General features: G+C 66.0%; 10 protein-coding genes. 5 read left to right on the forward strand and 5 right to left on the reverse strand.

Annotated features, from left to right (window positions below; translation table 11 throughout):
• Positions 1 to 24 precede the first annotated feature (24 nt).
• Positions 25 to 1,164 carry an aminopeptidase gene (locus KA261_13485; protein MBP7698814.1) on the reverse strand — a complete coding sequence of 380 codons (1,140 nt, stop codon included), beginning with the start codon at positions 1,162 to 1,164 and terminating at the stop codon, positions 25 to 27.
• Between the two features lie 116 nt (positions 1,165 to 1,280).
• Here KA261_13485 and KA261_13490 point away from each other — a divergent pair, with 116 nt between their 5' ends.
• Positions 1,281 to 2,063 carry a DUF72 domain-containing protein gene (locus KA261_13490; GenBank protein ID MBP7698815.1) on the forward strand — a complete coding sequence of 261 codons (783 nt, stop codon included), beginning with the start codon at positions 1,281 to 1,283 and terminating at the stop codon, positions 2,061 to 2,063.
• A 16-nt stretch (positions 2,064 to 2,079) separates the two neighbouring features.
• On the opposite strand, the gene KA261_13495 is transcribed toward KA261_13490, so the two are convergent.
• Positions 2,080 to 3,432 carry a hypothetical protein gene (locus KA261_13495; GenBank protein ID MBP7698816.1) on the reverse strand — a complete coding sequence of 451 codons (1,353 nt, stop codon included), beginning with the start codon at positions 3,430 to 3,432 and terminating at the stop codon, positions 2,080 to 2,082.
• Positions 3,433 to 3,826: 394 nt separating this feature from the next.
• On the opposite strand from KA261_13495, the gene KA261_13500 reads away from it, so the two are divergent.
• From KA261_13500 to KA261_13515, 4 genes are all read left to right on the forward strand, one after another.
• Positions 3,827 to 5,038: a hypothetical protein gene (locus KA261_13500; protein ID MBP7698817.1), complete on the forward strand. Its 1,212-nt coding sequence runs from the start codon at positions 3,827 to 3,829 to the stop codon at positions 5,036 to 5,038.
• A gap of 55 nt (positions 5,039 to 5,093) precedes the next feature.
• A complete protein-coding gene (locus KA261_13505; protein ID MBP7698818.1) occupies positions 5,094 to 6,734 on the forward strand; it encodes a SpoIIE family protein phosphatase in 1,641 nt (546 codons plus the stop codon).
• Positions 6,734 to 9,880: a protein kinase gene (locus KA261_13510; protein ID MBP7698819.1), complete on the forward strand. Its 3,147-nt coding sequence runs from the start codon at positions 6,734 to 6,736 to the stop codon at positions 9,878 to 9,880. Before KA261_13505 ends, KA261_13510 begins: the two co-directional genes overlap by 1 nt.
• A gap of 119 nt (positions 9,881 to 9,999) precedes the next feature.
• Positions 10,000 to 11,241 (forward strand): MFS transporter, encoded by a 1,242-nt coding sequence (locus KA261_13515; protein MBP7698820.1) that lies wholly within the window; start codon positions 10,000 to 10,002, stop codon positions 11,239 to 11,241.
• On the opposite strand, the gene KA261_13520 is transcribed toward KA261_13515, so the two are convergent.
• The 3 genes from KA261_13520 to KA261_13530 form a co-directional block, all read right to left on the reverse strand.
• The gene (locus KA261_13520) at positions 11,231 to 13,861 is read right to left on the reverse strand and encodes a hypothetical protein (protein MBP7698821.1); all 2,631 of its coding nucleotides are present in this window, start codon (positions 13,859 to 13,861) and stop codon (positions 11,231 to 11,233) included. The genes KA261_13515 and KA261_13520 overlap by 11 nt on opposite strands.
• Positions 13,862 to 13,873: 12 nt before the next feature.
• The gene (locus KA261_13525; GenBank protein ID MBP7698822.1) at positions 13,874 to 16,450 is read right to left on the reverse strand and encodes a hypothetical protein; all 2,577 of its coding nucleotides are present in this window, start codon (positions 16,448 to 16,450) and stop codon (positions 13,874 to 13,876) included.
• Between the two features lie 209 nt (positions 16,451 to 16,659).
• The gene (locus KA261_13530; GenBank protein ID MBP7698823.1) at positions 16,660 to 19,044 is read right to left on the reverse strand and encodes a S8 family serine peptidase; all 2,385 of its coding nucleotides are present in this window, start codon (positions 19,042 to 19,044) and stop codon (positions 16,660 to 16,662) included.
• Positions 19,045 to 19,130: the final 86 nt, after the last annotated feature.

Consider the following 19,130-nt stretch of genomic DNA (forward strand, 5'->3'; position numbering starts at 1 on the left):
CGGGGGCCGGACCGGCCCCGCCGCCTAGGCCTCCTGCGGATTCTTGAGATTTTCGGCCGAGAACGCTTTCTCCAGTTTCGGATCAGTGAAGACGCCGTCCCGGCGGATCAATTTGCCGTCGAACCAGATCTCGCCGCCGCCGTAATCGGGCCGCTGGATGCAGACGAGATCCCAGTGGATGGAGGACTGGTTGCCGTTGGGGGCCTCGTCGTAGCACTGGCCGGGGGTGAGATGGAACGAGCCGGCGATCTTCTCGTCGAACAGCGTGTCCTTCATCGGGTGCAGGATGAACGGGTTGACGCCGAGCGAGAACTCGCCGATGAAGCGCGCCCCCTCGTCGGTGTCGAGAATCTTGTTGAGCTTGGCCTGGTCCCCTTCGCAGGCGGCCTTGACGATCTTCCCGTTCCGGAACTCGAAGGCGATGTTCTTGTAGAGGACTCCCTGGTAGAGCGACGGGGTGTTGTACTGGAGGGTGCCGTTGACCGAGTCGCGGACCGGGGCGGTGTAGACCTCGCCGTCGGGGATGTTGCGCTTGCCGTCGCACTTGACCGGCGGAATCCCCTTGATCGAGAACCGCAGGTCGGTTCCCGGCCCCTTGATGTGGACCTGGTCGGTGGCCGCCATGAGGTCGCGCAGCAGGTTCTCGGCGGCACTCATTTTCGGGTAGTCGGCCGTGCACACGCGGTAGTAGAAATCCTCGAACGTCTCCTGGGAGGTTTCCGCGAGCTGGGCCATGGCGTTGTTGGGGTACCGGAGGACAACCCACTTGGTCCGTTTGACGCGCTCCTCCAAGTGGACCGGTTTGTAGAACAGGTTGTTCATCTTGTCCATCTGGGGCTGGGGGAGATCGGCGGTGTCGAAGGGATTGTCCGATCCGCGCAGGCCGATGTAGGCGTCGGCCTGTTTCATGAGGTGGAGGTGCAGCTCCGCCTGGGCCTTGAATTGATCATCCCCGGCCGCCCGGATCCACTGGCGCAGAAGGGACTCATCGTTGTAGTACCAGAACGGAACGGCGCCCTTCTCGGTGGCGTAGCGGATGATGTGTTTGCCCAGCTCGAGGGTGTCTTTCCCCTTGATCTCGAGGTAGAGGACTTCCCCTTTTCTCAGCTCGACCGAATAGTCCAGCAGGAGTCGGGCGAGAGCCTCATTGCGTTTGTCTTTCACGGAGCCTCCTTTGGCTTGGCCTTGATCGTCTTTTGTCGGGAGTATAAGGAAATCCGGCGGTCGGGGCAACGGGCGAAGCGGCGAAACCTTTTGCCCGCCGTCCGGTTTCTAGACATATGAAAGCCACCGCGCGGGTGTTTATCGGAACGGCGGGATTCAGCTACAAAGACTGGCTGGGAAATTTCTACCCCCAGTTCGTGCCGCCGGCGGATTTCCTCAAATTCTACGCCTCCAAATTCCGGACCGTCGAGATCGACTCCACTTTCTACCGGATTCCGTCGGCCGAGACGGTCGCCAAGTGGGCGCGCCAGACCCCCGAGAGGTTCGTGTTTGCCGCCAAGTTCCCGCAAACAGTCACCCACGAGGGGCCGCCGGCCAGGCGGGTGGAGGACGCCCGCGTCTTCATCGACACCATGCGCGGCCTCGGCGACAAACTCGGACCGCTCCTGCTGCAGTTTCCGTACTCATTCAAGCCGGCGGAAAAGAATCTGCTGGCCGATCTGCTGGCAGCGGTGCCGGCCGACATCCGGGTGTCGGTGGAGCTGCGCAACGGCGCGTGGCTGTCCGAGGACGATCTCTTCGCCCGGCTGCGGCAGCAGAACATCGCGCTGTGCCTGATCGACCACCCCTGGATGCCCCGCCTGACCACCTGCACGGCTGATTTCGTGTACATCCGGTTCCTCGGCGACCGCAAGAAGATCGAGGAGGATTTCAGCTATGTGCGGGACGACCGCGCCCAGGAGCTCGCCTGGTGGCGCGAACTCATTGACCGGGTGGCGGGGGAGGGCAAGGATCTCTACGCGTACTTCAACAACCACTACTCCGGCCACGCCCCGAGCACGGCGTTCCGGCTGATGGAGATGCTCGACGGGATGGCGCCCGACGACACCCGGCCGTGAGCATCCGCTTCCCCGCCTAGCCGCTGCGCCCGTTCCCGACCGCCGCCTCCTCCGGCTGCCGATTCCGCACCGCTGATCGAATCAGCAGAGCGAGGAGGAGCGCATAGAAGGGCGCGTGCTCCAGCGCCGGCAACCACGCGAGGGCGGCCGAGTCGCCCCCGGCGGCGGCCAGCACATGCGCGGCCGGCGGCGCCAAAGCGGTGAGGACAAGGAAGGGGAGATTGCGGTAGAGCACGACAAACGGGAGGATCCACACCAGGGCGGCGGCGTCGAGGGCCGGGGCGAGGATGACGCCCGCCGCGGCTGCGATAAACAGCCGCCCGCTGACCCGCGGCACGCGCTCTCTCAAGGGGTAAGCCGCGATCCCCACCACCGCCAGCAGAAGACCGGCCGCGATCACCCGCGCCGCCTCCTCCGTGGGGGACAGCCACGCGATCAGGCGGTAGGCCGAGCTGTTGAATTCCGGCTGGGTCAAAAACTGCCGGATGGTCTCCGCGATGTGTGTGCCCGCCTTCGGTCCAAACGGGAGGTACAGCAGCACCCCGGGAAACACCAGTCCAGCCAGGAAGAAGAGCCGCTTGCGCCCGACAAAGTGCATGAAGATCACGGCGGCGAAAAGCAGCGCGCCCGGTTTCACCAGCGTGGCCAGCGCCAGCAGAAGGCCCGTGCCGGCCGCATCGTCGCGCCGCAGGCGGACCAGGCTGAATACGAAAAAGGGCATCGCGAGGATGTCGACGTGGTGAGAACGGAGGAACTCGAGCATCACCAGCGGCGAGAAAGCGTAGATGAGGATCGACCAGCTGTGAAAGGGACGTTTCTCGATTAGCGGAGCCGCGAGCATGATCACGCCGAGCAGCGTCGCCAGCTCGGCCAGCAGCGACAGGAGGCCGAATCCGTGCAGCGACTCGCTGTGCAGGAGATAAGCGGCAGCAAAGAGGTATTGCGCCAGCGGCGGGTGCGTCGAGGCGCGGTCGTGCCCGCACATGCGGGGGTAGAGCGCATCGTCGGCCAGCGCCTCTCCTTGGCTGGAACCCGGCGGGACTGCGTACGGGTTGTAGCCCTCGGCCACCAGCTTGCCCTCCCACACGCAGCGGAAGACGTCGGGCGGCGCCGGCGCAGTCGTATCGGCTCCGATCACCGCAGCCGCCCGGACCAGAAGGGCCGCCGCCGCGAGCGCCAGCAGCGTTGGGCGGTCGCGTCCGAACAGCGACAGCGGCCGGGCCAAACGGAGCATGAGCAGATACACGCCCCCCAGTCCGAGCGCGATCACAGCTACGCGCTGCGGCGCGGCAGGATCCTCCGCCGGCGCCAGCAGGAGCCCGTAGAGCAGGAGCGCCACCCCGGCCGGCGCCACGGGGAGGATCTTCACGGAGCGCCTCTCGATCCACATTCGACAATCAGGTCCATACAGTCTCGTATCGCCGCACCCGCTTGCGCGCCTCCGGGTCACGGCGGTGTCGCGGGTGGCTGCGGAGGCGACCGGCCGGGGCGGCCGGGAGGGCCGACCGCTCGATTCGCCGGGCGGCGGCGCCCGCCAGCGGTGTCCCCGGCGTGCCTTTGGGTCGCTGGCGCTGACGGGGGGCAGAGTCAGGTCCTGTGCCGTAACAGCGGGGGGCGCGGCGCGGTTCCGAAAGCCGGCCGAGGCCGCGATTGACTAAAGCGGCCGGTTGGTGTATGTTCGGTCTCACCGTCCGGCCGCCTCCCGGCCGGGCGGCGGCCACGGAATCTGAAAATCAATCGGGGGATTATATCGGGATGAACCGGTGACGACGCCACGGACAGCCATACCGGCCCGCGTTACGCTGTTGTATACGAACATCGGACGTGGCCACCCCTTTTACCTCGACGGCATCACGGAGGCCCTCATCCGTTCGCAGGCGATCAGCCTGGTCCGGCGCGAGCTCGACGTGTTCGAACTCTCGCGGGGGGCGGCGCGACTCGGGTGGCGGGCGGCCCGGTGGCTCTACCGGAGAGGCTCCTCGGGCGGGGCGACGGGGGTTCTCTACCGTCTCATCCGGCGGGGGAACAACTACAATCGGGAGACGCCCGCGCTTCGCTTGCTCGGGCGGGATATCCGGGCCGCTCTGCGGGAGGATCCCAGCCCCGTGATCGTGGCTCACCCCACTCTGGTCGGAATTCTCCGCCACCAGCCGCACCTGATCTACCAGCACGGCGAGCTGGTCACGCCGGATGAGGCGGTGGTGCGCGGGGCGGCGACCGTGCTGGTGCCGACGCCCGAGGCAGCGGAACCGTTCCGCCGGGTCGGGGGCTATGCCGCCGAACAGGTGGTGGTGACGGGGCTGTGCATCGAGCCGGCGCTCATCCGGCTGGCCGCCGACGCCTATGGCGGACGGGTCGCCCGCTATGCGGCGGCCGGGGAGCCGATGGTGGGGGCGTACTTTTCCTCGGGGGCGGAACCGACCGCCCACGTCACGCGGCTGATCGCGGCCGCCTGTTCGGCGGTTCTGGAGGGCGGGCGGGTGATCCTCTTCGCCCAGAGCGGCGGGCGGTTTGCCCGCCGGGCGGCCCGGGCTTTCGCCCGCCGGTCCATTCCCTTCGCCACCCTGGACTCTTCCGACCTGATCCCCACCGATCTTCCCCGGGCGCTCATCGTGTGCCACGCCAGCCGGCGCGAGGAAAACATTCTCACCGCCCGCTTGTTTCCCCTGTTTGACTACTTTGTCGGTCCCAGCCACGAACGGACCAACTGGTCGCTCGGTCTCGGGCTGCCCATGTTCGTGGTCGGCCCCGACATCGGTCCGTTTGCGCCGCTCAATCGCCGGCTTCTCCTCCAGGCAGGGACGGCGGCGGCGCTCGAGACGCCGATGGACGCCCACTTGCTCGGTCCGCGACTCGCCCGGCTCCGGTCGCGGGGGGATCTGACCGCCATGGCCCAGGCCGGGTGGGGGCAGCGCGAGATCAACGGCTTTGCCCGGATTGCCGCCTTTTTAGTTAGCAAATACGGCACGATCTAGGTATACTGCGGCCCGACCGGGTATCGAACCTGTCGCCGACGGAGAGTTTCTTCTCATGGCCAAGTTGATTGGGACCGACGGACTGAAAGTCTACGCGTTCGATCTGCCGCCGGGCAGTTACGTGGTGGGCCGAAACGCCGACTGCGGAATCTGTATCCCCGATCGGACGGTCTCCCGCCGCCACGCCGAGCTCGAGGTGGAAGCGGCCGGGGCGAACATCTGGGTCGCCGACCTGGGCAGCCACAACGGGACGAGCGTCAACGGCCTGCGGATCTCGGCCCGCACGGCGGTCAAGCCGGGCGACATGATCATCTTCGGCCAGGTGGAATTCCGGCTGACCGACGACCCGGATGCCGGCGTCCGCTCCAATCTCACGAGGCTGTCCGCAGTGGAACCGGAGCGCTCCGTCTATCTCGATATCAGCGAGGCCCTCAAGCCGCTCCCGGCGCGGGTGACCGACCGACCCGAGGTGGTCCCGACGATTTTTGAGATGGCCAAACTGCTCGTTCTGCCCGAGCCGGAGCAGGTGCTCCTGGAGCGCTCGCTCGGGCTGATCGCCCGGCTCATCCCGGCCGACCGGCTGGCGGTGCTCGTCCGCGGGGAAGGCGACGAGCTGTACACGGCGGCCACGCTCCTGCCGGAGGGGAAGGACATGGGGGAGTTCCGCCTCTCCAGCACGATTGTGCGGGAGATCCTGACCGACAAGCAGTCGATCGTGGTGGGCAACCCGATGGAGGACCCGCGATTCGCGCAGCAGCAGTCGATCATCCTGTCGGAGATGAAGTCGGCCATGGCGGTGCCGCTCTTCGACGAGGGGAACGTCCACGGAATCCTCTACGTCGACACGACCAACCCGCTCCACCGTTACAGCGACGAGTACCTCCGCCTGCTAGCGACGTTCGGGAACATCCTCGGGGCGCGCATGCTCAGTTACACGCTCCAGCGCGAGCGGCAGGAGAAGCACGTGATGGAAGCGGAACTGGCGCGGGCGGCCTCGATTCAGAAAAACCTGCTGGTGCAGGCGTATCCCACGCCCGGTGGGTACGACCTCCATGCCTTTCAGGAGCAGAGCCGGGCGGTCGGGGGGGATCTCTACGACATCGCTGCGCTGCCGGACGAACACGTGTTGTTTCTGGTGGCCGACGTGAGCGGGAAGGGCATGGGGGCGGCGCTGCTCATGTCCAACATCCTTGCCTCGTTCCGCATCCTCTACGACCAGGCGGATTTTGACCTGTGCCGCATGGTGCGGCTGGTATCCACCCAGATGTACCGCTACAGCGCCCCGGAGAATTTCGCGACCCTCTTCGTCGGGGTCATCGATGCAGCGACGCACGAGATCCGGTTTGTCAACGCCGGCCACAACCCCCCGATCGTCGTGCGGGCCGACGGACGCCACGAACACCTGCCGGCTTCCGGAATCATGATCGGAGCCATGCCCTTCGATGCCTGGTCGGAGGAGCGCGTCACGCTGCAGCCGGGGGAATCGCTCGTCGTCTTCACCGACGGTGTCACCGAGGCCGAGCGGGCGGACGGATCGCTCTTCGGGGAGGACCGGCTCGAGGCGGTGTTGACCGGGGCGCGGGGGCAGGCCCCGGCCCACCTGTGTGAAACGATAATGAAGGAGATCCGGCGGTTCGTCGAGAACGCTCCGCAGTCGGATGACATCACGATGCTTGTTGTGCAAAGGAAGGCATGATGCTGCAGCCCGGACAGGAATTTGCCCATTTCCGGATCATGCGGGAACTCGGCGCCGGCGGCATGGGAGCCGTGTACCTGGCCGAGGATCTCAAACTGCACCGCGAGGTGGCGCTCAAGATCATTCTGGCGGAGTACTTCAATGACGCCGAGCGGCTCGGGCGTTTCCAGCGGGAGGCGAAGATGGCCGCCCGCATCGCCCACCCCAACGTTATGGGCATCTACGACATCGGGAGCGCGCCCGACCCCGACACCGGCCGGGACCTCGAGTACATCGTCATGGAGCGCGTGAAAGGCATTCCCCTGGGCGAGTATTTCCAGAGCGCCAAGCCCGACATGGGCGGCGTGATCCGGGTCGCCTCGCGCATCGCCGCCGGACTGGCCGCCGCCCACAAGCTGAACATCGCCCACCGCGACATCAAGGCCTCGAACATCCTGGTCGACGACGAGGGGAACCCCAAGATCCTCGACTTTGGCCTTGCCAAGCCGGTCGACCCCGTCCAGTTCGACGAGGGCGACCGCACCGACACCGTGTCGCAGGAACTGACGCGCGCCGGCAAGATTGTCGGCACCGTCTCCTACATGTCGCCCGAGCAGGCCCGCGGCGACGCCGTCGACATCCGCACCGACATCTTCTCCTTCGGCGTCCTGCTCTACCGCATGGCCACGGGCGAATTCCCCTTTGCCGGCCAGTCGCAGGTGACGACGCTGGCGAAAATCCTCGAATCGAAACACGAGCCCCCCCGGCTGAAAAACCAGCAGATTCCGACCGAACTCGAACGGATCATCGACAAGTGCCTGCAGAAAGATCCTAATGACCGGTACCCGTCGGCCGCGGATTTGACGGTCGACCTGCGCAACCTCCGCCGGCAGTTCGATTCCGGCGTGACCGAGTCGATCTCGGGCGAGTACCGGGTGGAGAGGACGGTCCGGGTCGGCGGGAAGCGTCTGGCTGCGATCGCCGCCGGTCTTGTCGTCGTCGGAATTGTCGCGGTGATCGTCTGGCGCTCCGGCGGGGAGCGGCCGGGGGGAGCCGGCCCCGGCGGAATCTCGCCCTCGGTGACGACCCCCGGCGGCAACGCGGTCGCGGTCTTCGATTTCGAGAACAAAACGGGGGACACCTCGCTCAACTGGCTCCAGACGGGCCTGCCGGAGATCCTCATGACCGACCTGGCGCAGACCGGGTCGATCACGGTCATCAGCCGGGAGCGCGTGCTCGACCACTTGCGCACCGGGTCGGACCTGCCGGATGCCGACGAGATTTCGGACGACGTGCGGGCCGAAATCGAGCAGGCCCGGGACGAGATTCGCGAGGCGGTCAAAAGCGGGTCGCTCGACGGCGTGCCGGCGGTCAAGGATGCGCTGGAACTGGCGCGGGTGAGCGTGGCCGGACTGATGCGCCCGCACACCTACGCCGAGATGGCCCAGGCGGCCGGGGCGCTCGGCGCCTCCACGGTCCTCTCCGGGTCCTTCTTCAAGCTCGGCGAGCGTATCCGCATCGACGCGCGGCTCGAAGACATCGGCAGCGGGAAGATCGTGCTGGCGGAGAAGGTGATGGGGAACGATCCCTTCGCCCTCGTCGACAGCCTCACCGGCAAGATCGTCGCCTCGCTCAATGTCAAGGACCAGATGGCCGACCAGTCGGTGGCTAACGTCATCACCGGGTCGCCCGAGGCATACAGGCTCTACCGGGAGGGCATGGACCTCTTCGGGCTGGGGATGAACGACGAGGCGATCGCGAAGTTCGAGGCGGCCGCGGGCGTCGACTCGGCCTTCGCGCTGGCCTACATGCGGATCGCCATGGTCCATGTCTTCGAGGGACGGCTGCAGAAGGGGATGCAGTATCTGGCCCGGGCCGATGCGTTCAAGGAGAGTCTGCCGGTGCGCGAGCGGTCGCTGCTGGATATCTACACCGACCTGTGGCTCGAGCAGGAACTCGACGCCGCCTTTGTCAAGCTCCGCGCCTATGTCGAAAACTATCCGTCGGACAAAGAAGCCCGCGTCCTGTTCGGACTGGCCACCTGGGTGTTTAACCAGGACACCGCGGCCGCCCGCGCCCAGTACGACACCGTCCTTCGGGCCGACCCGGTCAACCTGCGGGCGCTCGCCTGGACGGGCGATCTCCTGCGCCAGTCGGGGCAGCTCGATTCGGCCGTTTACTACTACCGCAAGGTCAAGGCGTACCACCCCGATTCGCCCGAGGGGTACACGAACCTCGGCGCGCTCTATCGCGAGCAGGGGGACATCCCGGGCGCGGCCCAGGAATACCTTCTGATGTCGGAGGCGTTTCCGCGCCTGGCCGCGCCGTGGATGAATCTCAGCACGCTGGCCATCCGCCAGCGCGACTTCGAAGGCGCCGGGCGCTTCCTTGACGAGTACCGCGGGCGGACCGGGAAAGATCCCTACGGCCTCTACGAGTACGAGATGCAGTTGTCGGGCCTGGAGCAGTGGCGGGGGCAGTTCCGGTCGGCCCGCGACCATATGCGCGCGGCGCTGGACTACGCCCGGCAGACGAAAGACAGCAACTACGTGCGCAGCGCCTACAATACTCTCTTCTCATTCTACCGGCGTCTCCATATGGACGACAGCGCCCTGTGGTGCGCCCGGCAGACCGAGCCGTGGTCGACGGGCATCGCCCGCCTGAATGTCGCCATGAATTACGCCGAGGCCGCCCCGGCCGACTGCGGCCGCGCCCGCGCGTTCCTGGAGGAAGGCACCGCGGCTTTCAAGCAGCGCGTCCCGTCCGGCTTGTGGCCGGTGGCCGAGGCCGTGGGCGAGGCATTCGACGGCTACTGCGCGGGCGACACGGCCGCCGTCATCGCCGCGCTGCTGAAGCTCAGCAGTGCGCAGCAGCCGGGGCAGGGGGAGGGCAACCGCCGCGAGGCCGGCGTGCTCCAGGTGCTCACGGGACACTACCGGGAAGGGCGCGACATCCTTGTCCGGTCGCTCTCCGGCAAGGATGAGGTCGCCTCCGGAGCGACCTATCCGTATTTTCTTTACCTCGTCGGGGTGGCGGAGCAGGAACTGGGCGACACCAAGTCGGCCATCGCCCGTTTCGAGGAGATGCTGCGCTACTGGGGCAAGCCGGACATCGAGACCAAGGAGATCGCCGACGCGAGGCGGCGCCTGGCGGCGCTGCGCAGCTAGCCGCGGCGGGCCGTACGAACGCACAGCCGGGGGGATCCCTCCCCGGCTGTTTTGTCTCCGCGCCGGCCGCCGAATCCCGCTTGTCAAGGGCCGGCCGATGTCGTTAATTGCACGCCACTATGATTGCCCGAAGCGCCCGCTACCTCCGCCAGTTCGATCTGAATCTCTGGATCCTGTCTTTCGGGTGGTTCAACAGCTCGATGGGATTTTCCATCAGCCTGCCGTTCATCTCGATCTACTTCTATTCCGAGTTCGGCATGTCGATGACCGAGATCGGCGTCTTTTTCGGCGCTTTGGCTTTTGTCCGGTCGTTCTTCCAGGCGGTCGGGGGCGAGGCCTCGGACCGGATCCAGCGCCGGTGGCTGCTGGTGTACTCACAGTATGCCCGTGCGGTGTCGTTCTTGGCGATGGCGGCCTCGATTCATTTCCACCTCGGGTTCTGGGCGACGGCTGCGGCCCTCGCCGTCAACTCGATCCTCGGCGCCATATTCCAGCCCGCCGCCAACGCCACGGTCGCCGACATTCTGCCCAAGGCGCAGCACCTCGACGGTTACGCGATCACGCGGTCGGCGGGCAACCTCGGCTGGGCGGCGGGGCCGGCGATCGGGGGATTCCTCGCGGGCTGGTCGTACGCGGCGCTTTTTGCCGTCTCGGCCCTCATGGCGCTCCTGTCCGGGCTGGTGTTCCACCTGCTCCTGCGCGTGCCCGAGGCGACCCGGGCGGTCGACCGCTTCCGCCTCCGCGACATCCTGACCATCCGGGATGACCACCACCTCCTTCGCCACGCCGCCCTCCTGTTCCTGCTCTACCTCGTGGTGGCCCAGCTCACCGTGCCGTTCTCCGTCTACAGCGTGGAGATGGCCGGCATCAGCAAGGTCCAGCTGGGCACGCTGTACACGATCAACGGGCTGCTGGTCGTGGCGCTGCAGATCCCGGTCACGCGGCTGCTCAGCCGCTTCACGCTGACGGCGCAGATCGCGATGGGATCGTTCTTCTACGCGGTCGGGTATGGCTCGGTCGGGATACTGGTGGGATATCACTATTTCGCCCTGGCCATGGTGGTGGTGACGATCGGCGAGGTGATCATGTCGCCGCCGACGCTCACGCTGACCTCGCGCCTGGCGCCGGAGGGGCGCATGGGCCGCTACATGGGCGTGCACGGGTTTGTCGTCGCTTCGGGATGGTCCTTCGGGCCGCTCTACGGCGGCGTGATTCTCGACCATTTCCCCCACACCTGGTCGGTCGCCTGGATGATGATCGCGTCGCTGGCGCTCGTCTCGGGAGCCGGCTACCTGTGGTTCCGGCGCTGTCTCCCCGAGGCGGTGAACAAGGCGCGCTACGCGCCGCCGGTCACCGAATGACCGCGAATTTCCCGATCTGCGTGCGGCCCTCCGACTCGACCACCCAGTAGTACAAGCCGGTCGTCAGGATCTGCGTGTTGCGCGTGATGAGGTTCCACTCCTCGTGCGCGGAGGAGGCGTCGCCGGGACTCCGATCGTGCTCGATCCGTTTGATCAGGTCGCCGTCCAGCGAAAAAATGCTGATCGTGCATCTCAAGGGGAGGTTGGCGAAATGGAGCTTGCGCACGCGTTCGTCGGGACGGTCGGAGTCCTGCCGCCCCTCGAACCCCAGGCCCCGGTAGTCGCCGTCCAGACGGTAGGGATTCGGGTACACGTAAACATCGAGCCGGTCTTCAGCCACGGCGGCCGCCGCGGTCTGCGGGTATTCGAGAACGGCGTTGATCAGCGGGCTCGTCTCGAGCGGCGGCAGGCCGACCACGGGTGAGCCGAAGTCGAAAGCCGTGACCGCGGCGTAGTAGGGTACGGTCAGCAGCAAATCGTCGATGACGTACTCGTACTCGTAGTACTTGGGCAGCCCCTCGCCGTGCTCAAAGGTGAGGTCGTCGGGCCGCCACTCGGCGCGGTCGGCGGGAGGCCGGGGGCTGTCCGGGTATACCTTGTGAATCCCCCGGGACGAGGTCAGGTCGGACCGGTTGTTGTCCTGGCGGGTGAAGTAGTAGTGGCTGCCCTCCCAGGCGAACGAACTGCTCGGCGTGTAGCGGAGCGGGTCGAAGAGCGAATCGCCGTATTCAACGCGCAATTCGTCGAGCGTCAGGGGCGTCCCCTGGAGTACCCAGTCAGACCGGGTGGCGTCAAAGACATAGCGGTTGTAGTTCTCGTGGTCATACGACGAGAGAACGGAGAAACTGCCCGGGCGGTTGTCGCGCGCCAGGTACACCCGGTAACCCTCGAAATCGACGGCGTTGAGAAAGAAGTCCTCGGTGGTTTCCGAGTAGTATCCGTTCCAGCGGACAATCAGCCGGCCGTCGGACGGAATCACCCGGATGCGCGGGGCGACGGGGGGACCGGCGCCGCGGAAATCGGGCACCTCGTCGCCCACGTACCACTGGACGTCCCACCCGGCCCCGCTGCTGACGGCGCCCACGGTATCGTCGCAGTTGTACAGGCACACCGGGGTGCCGTCGGCAAGGCTCGCCTGGCAGTGAGCGCGTCCCGCGTACCCGTCGCTGTCGGTGTCGACGCCGGGGTTGTCGTAGACCCAGGATGCCCACTTGGCGTTGCCGGCGAGTTTGTCGAAACCCAGGTAGTTGTAGAACGGGGTCGGGTTGTAGGGGTCGAAGAGCGTCTCGAACGCATCCGCCTGGGTATGGAAGTCCTCGCCGCCGAGCCAGGCGAACGAGACCGGCAGTTTCTGCCCCGGATTGATGTCGAAGGGGCCGAAAGAGAGCAGGTAGCGGCTGTCGTAGCCGCGGGCGATTTCGGCCGCCTGGTCGGCCGGCGGGGGCATCCAGACGGCGTTGCTCGGCCCGATCGTCGCCGTGTAGTACAGGTCGTAGTCGAACTCCTCGTGGCGCAGCATGTAGTACTTGTTGCGGTCGCCCTCGGGGCTGCCGATGCGCCGGCCGAAGTTGCGGAACGGATCGCTGTCGGTGGGGCGGGTCCGCGGGCCGAAATCGCGCGAGGGGTCGGAGTAGTTGATGATCCACCAGTTGTAGGAGTATGCGAGCTCCGCGGCCGGGGTGCGCACGACCCGCACGCCGACGGCGCTCCGGGGAGAGCGATAGTCCCACTCGCCGCTGGTCTCGTCCGGGTCGCCGTCGTTGTCGGCGTGCCAGGCCACGTTGATGGTGTCGATGAACCCGCAACGTCCCTCGGCCGGGTGCGTCCGGTAGAACCCGACGACGTCGTCGTTCCAGCCGTCGGGGCCGTTGCGCGTCACGTGCCACACGTCGCCGTCGACATAGATGCCGATGTAGATGTCGCGGATCAGTTTCTGGCCGATGTTCTCCACCTGGTAGTCGAACAGGATGAAATCATCGGCATAGGCGTAACTCCAGGCCATTGAGCGCTGCGTGATCTTCACGCCGAGCGGCTTGTGCGGCCGGTTGTCCGTGTTGTCCGACTCCACGATTGCGGGATCGTCGAGCGTGTCGGCGTAGGTGCAGATGATATCCTCTTCGGAGAGCGCCTCCGGGTGGTACCAGGAGCTGTTGATGTCGATCGAGCGGTACTTGAATCCCAGCGGCGGCTGGAGATCCTCCCAGTCGTAGTCGACCGGCGAGAACTCCTCGGTGACGTAGAAATCCTCGTTGCCCACCGACACGAGCGTGTCGCGGCCCACGACCGCGCCGATCCAGACCGCGGCCACCCAGAGATAGACGAGGTCGGTGTTCTTGGGGTAGACGCAGGCCTGGATCGCCTCGCCCGTGATGGGGTCGGCGATGGTTGTGCCGAGCGTGCCGAAGGTGCCGTTGTTGGCGACCGCGAGCTGAATGTTCCCCCGGCTGTGGGCGATGTACATGATGGTGCGCCCCTCGGCCCGCTGGTGTCCGCCGTAGCGCGCCGCGAGGCGCTCCTTCGGCGTGCGCTCCCGGGCAGCCGCGGGCGGCGGCCACCACGCGGCGGCGAGGATCAGGAGGAAAACCAGACATCGTGCGGCGGAACCCAGAGGCGGCTGCATCGGCTTACCCGGTCACTTGATAACCGCCAGCTTGCCGATCTGCGTCTCCCGGCCCTCAGCCTCCACCGTCCAGTAGTACAGACCCGACACCACGAGCTGGGTGTTGCGCGTGATCAGGTCCCACTCCTCGTAGGGGGCATTGGGGTCCGACGGCGGCATGTCGTGCTCGAGCGTCCGGATCAGGTCTCCGTCGAGAGAGAATATCCGGATCGTGCAGCGGGGCGGCAGATTTGCAAAACGCACGCACCGCACGCGGTGGTCCGGCCGGTCATCCTGCCCCCGGCCCTCGAATCCGAGCGAGCGATACTCGGCGTCGATGCGGTACGGGTTGGGATAGACGATGATCGGGAGCTCCTCCGAGCGCGCCTTCTCAGGATCGGACAGCGGGATCACGTACTGGGCTCCCTGGGTGACGGCCGATTCGAGCGACGGCAGGCCGGACCGGGGAGATCCGTAATCGAGCGCGGTGACATTGATCCAGTACGGCACCGAGGGGAGGAGCCCCTCGATGTCGTACTCGTATTCGTAGTACTTGAAAAGACCATCGGGGGCCAATTCGTCGGGGTCCGCCTGGCGCGGGTCGTCAGTCGCCGGCTTGGGCTGGTCGGGATAGGCGCGGCGAATGGCGCCGGGGATTCCCAGCACCGAGCGGTTGAAATCCTGCGGTGTGAAATAGTACAGCTCGCCGGCGGGTGTCCGCAGCGGCTCCACCATGCTGTAGGCGAGGGGGTCGAAGTTGGCGTCGCGGCACGAGTCGCCGAACCGGCAGGCGAGTTCCTCGCGCGTGAGCGGAACCGGCGAAATCTCCCAGGTGCGGCGGTCGGGCAGCCAGTGGAAGCTGTTGTAGTTCTCCCGATCGTACCCGCACACGACGCTGAAACTGGTCTTGCGGTCGTCCCGTCCGATGTAGATGCGGTAACCCTCGAAATCCACCAGGCCCACGAACGGATCTTCGGTCGTCTCGGAGTAGGTGCCGTTGAAGCGGACGCGAACCTTCCCGAACGAAGGTATGAGCTGGAACTTGGGAGCCGGCGGCGGGGCCGCGCCCCGGAAGTCCGGCACTCCGTCCCCCGTGTACCAGTGGATGTCCCATTCCGCGCCGGCCGCGTCCGCGCCGGTCGTGTCCTCGCAGTTGTAAAGGCAGATGGCCGTGCCGTCCGACAGCCGCGTCTGACAGTGGGCCCGGCCGGCGAAGCCGTTGCTGTCGGTGTCGACGCCCGGGTTGTCGTAGATCCACCCCGCCCAGCGGGCGTTTTCGGCGAAATCCTCGAAGTGCAGGCTGTCGTAGAAAGCGTCAAAGTTGTAGGGCAGGTTGCTCAGGTTCTGGCGGTAGGTGTGGAAATTCTTGCCGCCTACGTAAGCGAACGAGAGCGGGAGGGTCTGCCCCGGGCGGATGTTGAAGGGCCCGAACGAGAGCAGATAGCGCGTGTCGGCGCCGTCGGCCCACTCCGCCACCAGCTCCTGTTTCGGATAGACCCACAGGGGATCGGTGGGGCCGATCGACGCCACCCGCGCCTGGTCGTAGTCGAGCTCCTGGTTGCTCATGATGTAGTACTTGTTGCGGTCCCCCTCCGGCGTCCCGGTGCCGCCCGTGCCGAAATCCCGGAACGGCTCTTTCCACTTTCCGGTATAGGGGCGCTCGCGCGGCCCGAAGTCGAGTTCGCCGCTGGCCGAGAACCACCAGTTGAAGGAAATCTCCAGCGTGTCGGCGGGCGTCCGCACGATGCGCATCCCGGTCACGTGGGGAACCGGGCGCGGGAAATCCAAATCCCCGTCGTTGTCCGCCAGCCAGGCGATATTGATGGTGTCCGCGTACGAGCAGGGGCCGATGACCTGCGAGTACTTCTCCAAATACCCGGTGAGGTCGTCGCTGTACCCGTTGGTGGTGGTCGGGTGGTACACGTCGGCATCGACGTAGATCCCCAGGTACACGTCGTTGAGCATCTGCGAATTCATGCTTGTGATCTGATAGTCGAAAAGGATGAAATCCTCGGCGTAGGAGTAGGACCACCCGTAGGAGTTCTCGGTCACCGCGATCTTGATGGGGATGTGCGGCTGGCCGTACAGGTCGGGCGGGATGCCGGCCGTAAACGTGTCGGTGTAAGTGGCGACGAAGTCCTCTTCCGAAACCGCGCCCTCGTATTCGCTGTCTTCGGGATCCACAATGGAGCGGCGGAGCAGGGGTCGGCGGAAGGGGAACATTTCGCGTGTCGACGACCACCCGTCGGCGCCCAGCGAGACGACCGTGTCCCGCCCCAGCACCGCCCCTACCCAGAAGGCGGCCGAGAAGAGATACTGGGTGTTCGAGCCTTTCGGGTACTCGCAGGAATACACCTGTCCGCCGCTGAAGCAGTCGCCGGTGGAGCCGAGCGTGAAGCCGGTGCCGAAAGTACCGTTGTTGTTGATGGCCAGCACGATTTCATTGACCCGGTGCGACGCCACGCAGAGCGGCACCTCGGGCTGTTGCGCCGCCTGCGACCGACCGCGCCGCTCCTCCGATCCGATGAACTCCGCGCGTCCCCAGGCGTCGGCCGCAAGTCCGGCACCGAGCAGACACGCAAGTGCAGATACCGTCACCGCTTTCCGCATATTTCCGCCACTGCTTCCCCGAAAGGGTTCGGCATGTCTTTTGAATGCCACCGGTTGAAACCGGCGCCGCCGCACGGAGCGGCCCGCCGTCACCATCATGGGCAAAACTACGGCATGGAGCGTGCGTTGGCAAGACCCTTTTCGTCCTATTACTAAAGGAAAGCGGCGCCCGAATGAGCGCCGCTTCAGGAATCTGCCTTCTGTCCGGGTCAGCAAGCGCACGGGTCGGGCCCGCTGCGGAACAGGTAGTTGATCAGGTAGGTCAGATCCGACACCTTGACCGATCCGTCGCAGTTGACGTCCGCCGTCTCCAGATGCGCCGGCGGCGGACCGGACCGGAAGAGGTACCCCACCAGGTAGGTGATGTCGGCCACGCTGATTCCCGGGCTCCCGTCCAGATCCCCTCGCGGCGGGCATAGGTCGAGCGTTCCCGCCTGCAGAACCGGCGTATACGTGGCCAGCGGCCCGCTGAATGCCGGCAGATAAGTACCGTAGCCGGTCAGCTTCACGTCGGCTGACTGCGGGAATTCGGCTTCCGGTGAGATGACGAAGACCAGGTTCACAATCGGTCCGGCCCCGGGTTCGAGCGGCGGGGCGGTCCCGGTCACCGAGCTCTGGAGCCGCACCGCCATGCGCCGGCCCCCCGGAAAGCTGTACCACAGGTCCTGAACCTGGAAATATGAGGTCCGACAGCCGACCGTGTTGAAAGTCGCACTCGAAATCAGGATGTCGCCGGGGTACTCGACGGGAATGTCAATGCGGGTCAAGGGGACGTTGTTGCGGGCGTAGATCGGCACGATGACCGTGTCCCCGCGCCCGCCTTGGGCGGCCGGGGCGACCATCGTGTCAGCCAGAACCGCCACGTAGTCGACCCGCTGGGCGACCCGCGGCTGCCCGTCCGCCATGATTTCCAGGCGAACCGTGTACTGCCCCCCGGCCTCGTAGGTGTGGACCGGGTCCTGAACGAACGCCGAATCACCGTCGCCGAAATCCCAAGTCCAACTGGTCACTTCAAGTCCGGAACTGCCGGTGAACGCCACGTCGAACGGCGCCCAACCGATCGTCGTATCGGCGCTAAACGAGACCCCGATCACCTGGTCGGTCGCGCCCTGGAGGTCGGGGAGCGGGCCGACATGTTTGTAGTGGGCCGCCTGGGGTGTGCCGTACGTTTGCATCAGGCTGCGGATTTCGTTGTGGTATAATGTGGTGCCGTGGGTCGCCTTGTTGATCCCCTGGAGCACGGCCGCCGACCCGGTGATGATCGGCGAGGCCGACGATGTCCCGGAGAAGGAACCGGTGTACGAATCATTGATGCCGGTGCCGTAGAGCGACCCGTAGCCGAGGGTGTACACATCCCAGGTGCCGAACGCATGCACGTCGACCCGCTGGCCGTAGTTCGTGAACGACGCGGGCACGTGGCCGGCGCTGGTGGCGCCGACCATGATCGCACCCGAGAAGCGGTAGGCGGGGTCGAACGTCTGGCCGTAGATGCCGACGTCGTCCAGGTTTTCGTTGCCGTTGCCGCCGGCTTCGACGACGATCCGGCCGAGGGCCGAGGCCTGGAGGATGGCATCGAAGACGTCCTGCCAGTACTCCATGGGGACATACCCCGCCTGGTCATCGCGGGGTTCGAAATCGTAGTGCGGACCGGGCGCGTGCAATTCGATGAGGAAGACGTCGCCGGCTTCGGAATTTGCCACCGCCGTCGTAATCGCCGCCGCCGTCGACATCGAGCCGATCGAGACGGTCCCGAGATCGACGTTGAACGCGATGCCGGTCATGCCGAAGGAATTGGAGTCGGCGGCAATCTCGCCGAGCACCGCCGTGCCGTGATTCCACCAGCCGGCGTCGTTGATCCGGGTGCCGGCGATGTGGAAATTGTCCGTGCCGCCGTGGAGATCCTCGTGCGTCTCGATCCAGTTCCCCTCGATGTCAATCACTCTGACCGTTTCCCCCTTGCCGCCGGGGTAGTTCCAGGCGTAGTACGCGTTCACGCCGATCGGGGCGGCTTTCAGGTAGTACTGGTTGTTCTCCCAGTTCGGGGTCGCCTGCACTTCGGCGATCGACAGCATGGCCGGGGAGAGGGATCTCCCGGAGGCCGGTTCGGGGTCGGGCTGAAAGAAGGCGATTTCCACGAGGTCAAGGGCGTTGAGGTCGTTGACCGCCGCCAGTTTCTCGGCCGCCGTGGCCGAGGCGGGGAACCGCAGTTCGTAGTACCGGGTGAGGTCGGGCATCGCCCAGCCGACGCGGGCCGAGGCCTCCTGCCGCATCCGGTCGAGCACGGCCGGGTCCAGCGGAATATGCGGCGCCAGCTCGCGGGCCGCTTTCGCCGGGCCGGCCACGATTGCGTTCAGCCGGTCCCACTGCGCCCCGGACTGAACGAAGCGTCCGCCCGCGACCGCGGGCCGATCGGGCGCCTCCGCAAGTTTGAACACCACCCGGCCGGCGCCATCGCCGGCGCGAAGAGATTTGAGCGCGCTTTTGACCGGAACCGGGCGCTTGAGCGAGGCATCGGCGGCGCCGCTGGCCGCACCGCTCCACCACAAAACGAGACTGAGGCAGCACGCTGCCACAAGGGCAATACGCTTGTTCACGATATGGTTACCTCGGCAGTAATGAAGTTTCTCTGTGAGCAGATCGTCCTGGCGGTCACACCAAAGATAATAGCCATCTCGAATTC

The organism is Candidatus Zixiibacteriota bacterium (assembly GCA_017999435.1).
In the GTDB taxonomy this organism is placed as follows: Bacteria; Zixibacteria; MSB-5A5; order GN15; family FEB-12; genus JAGNLV01.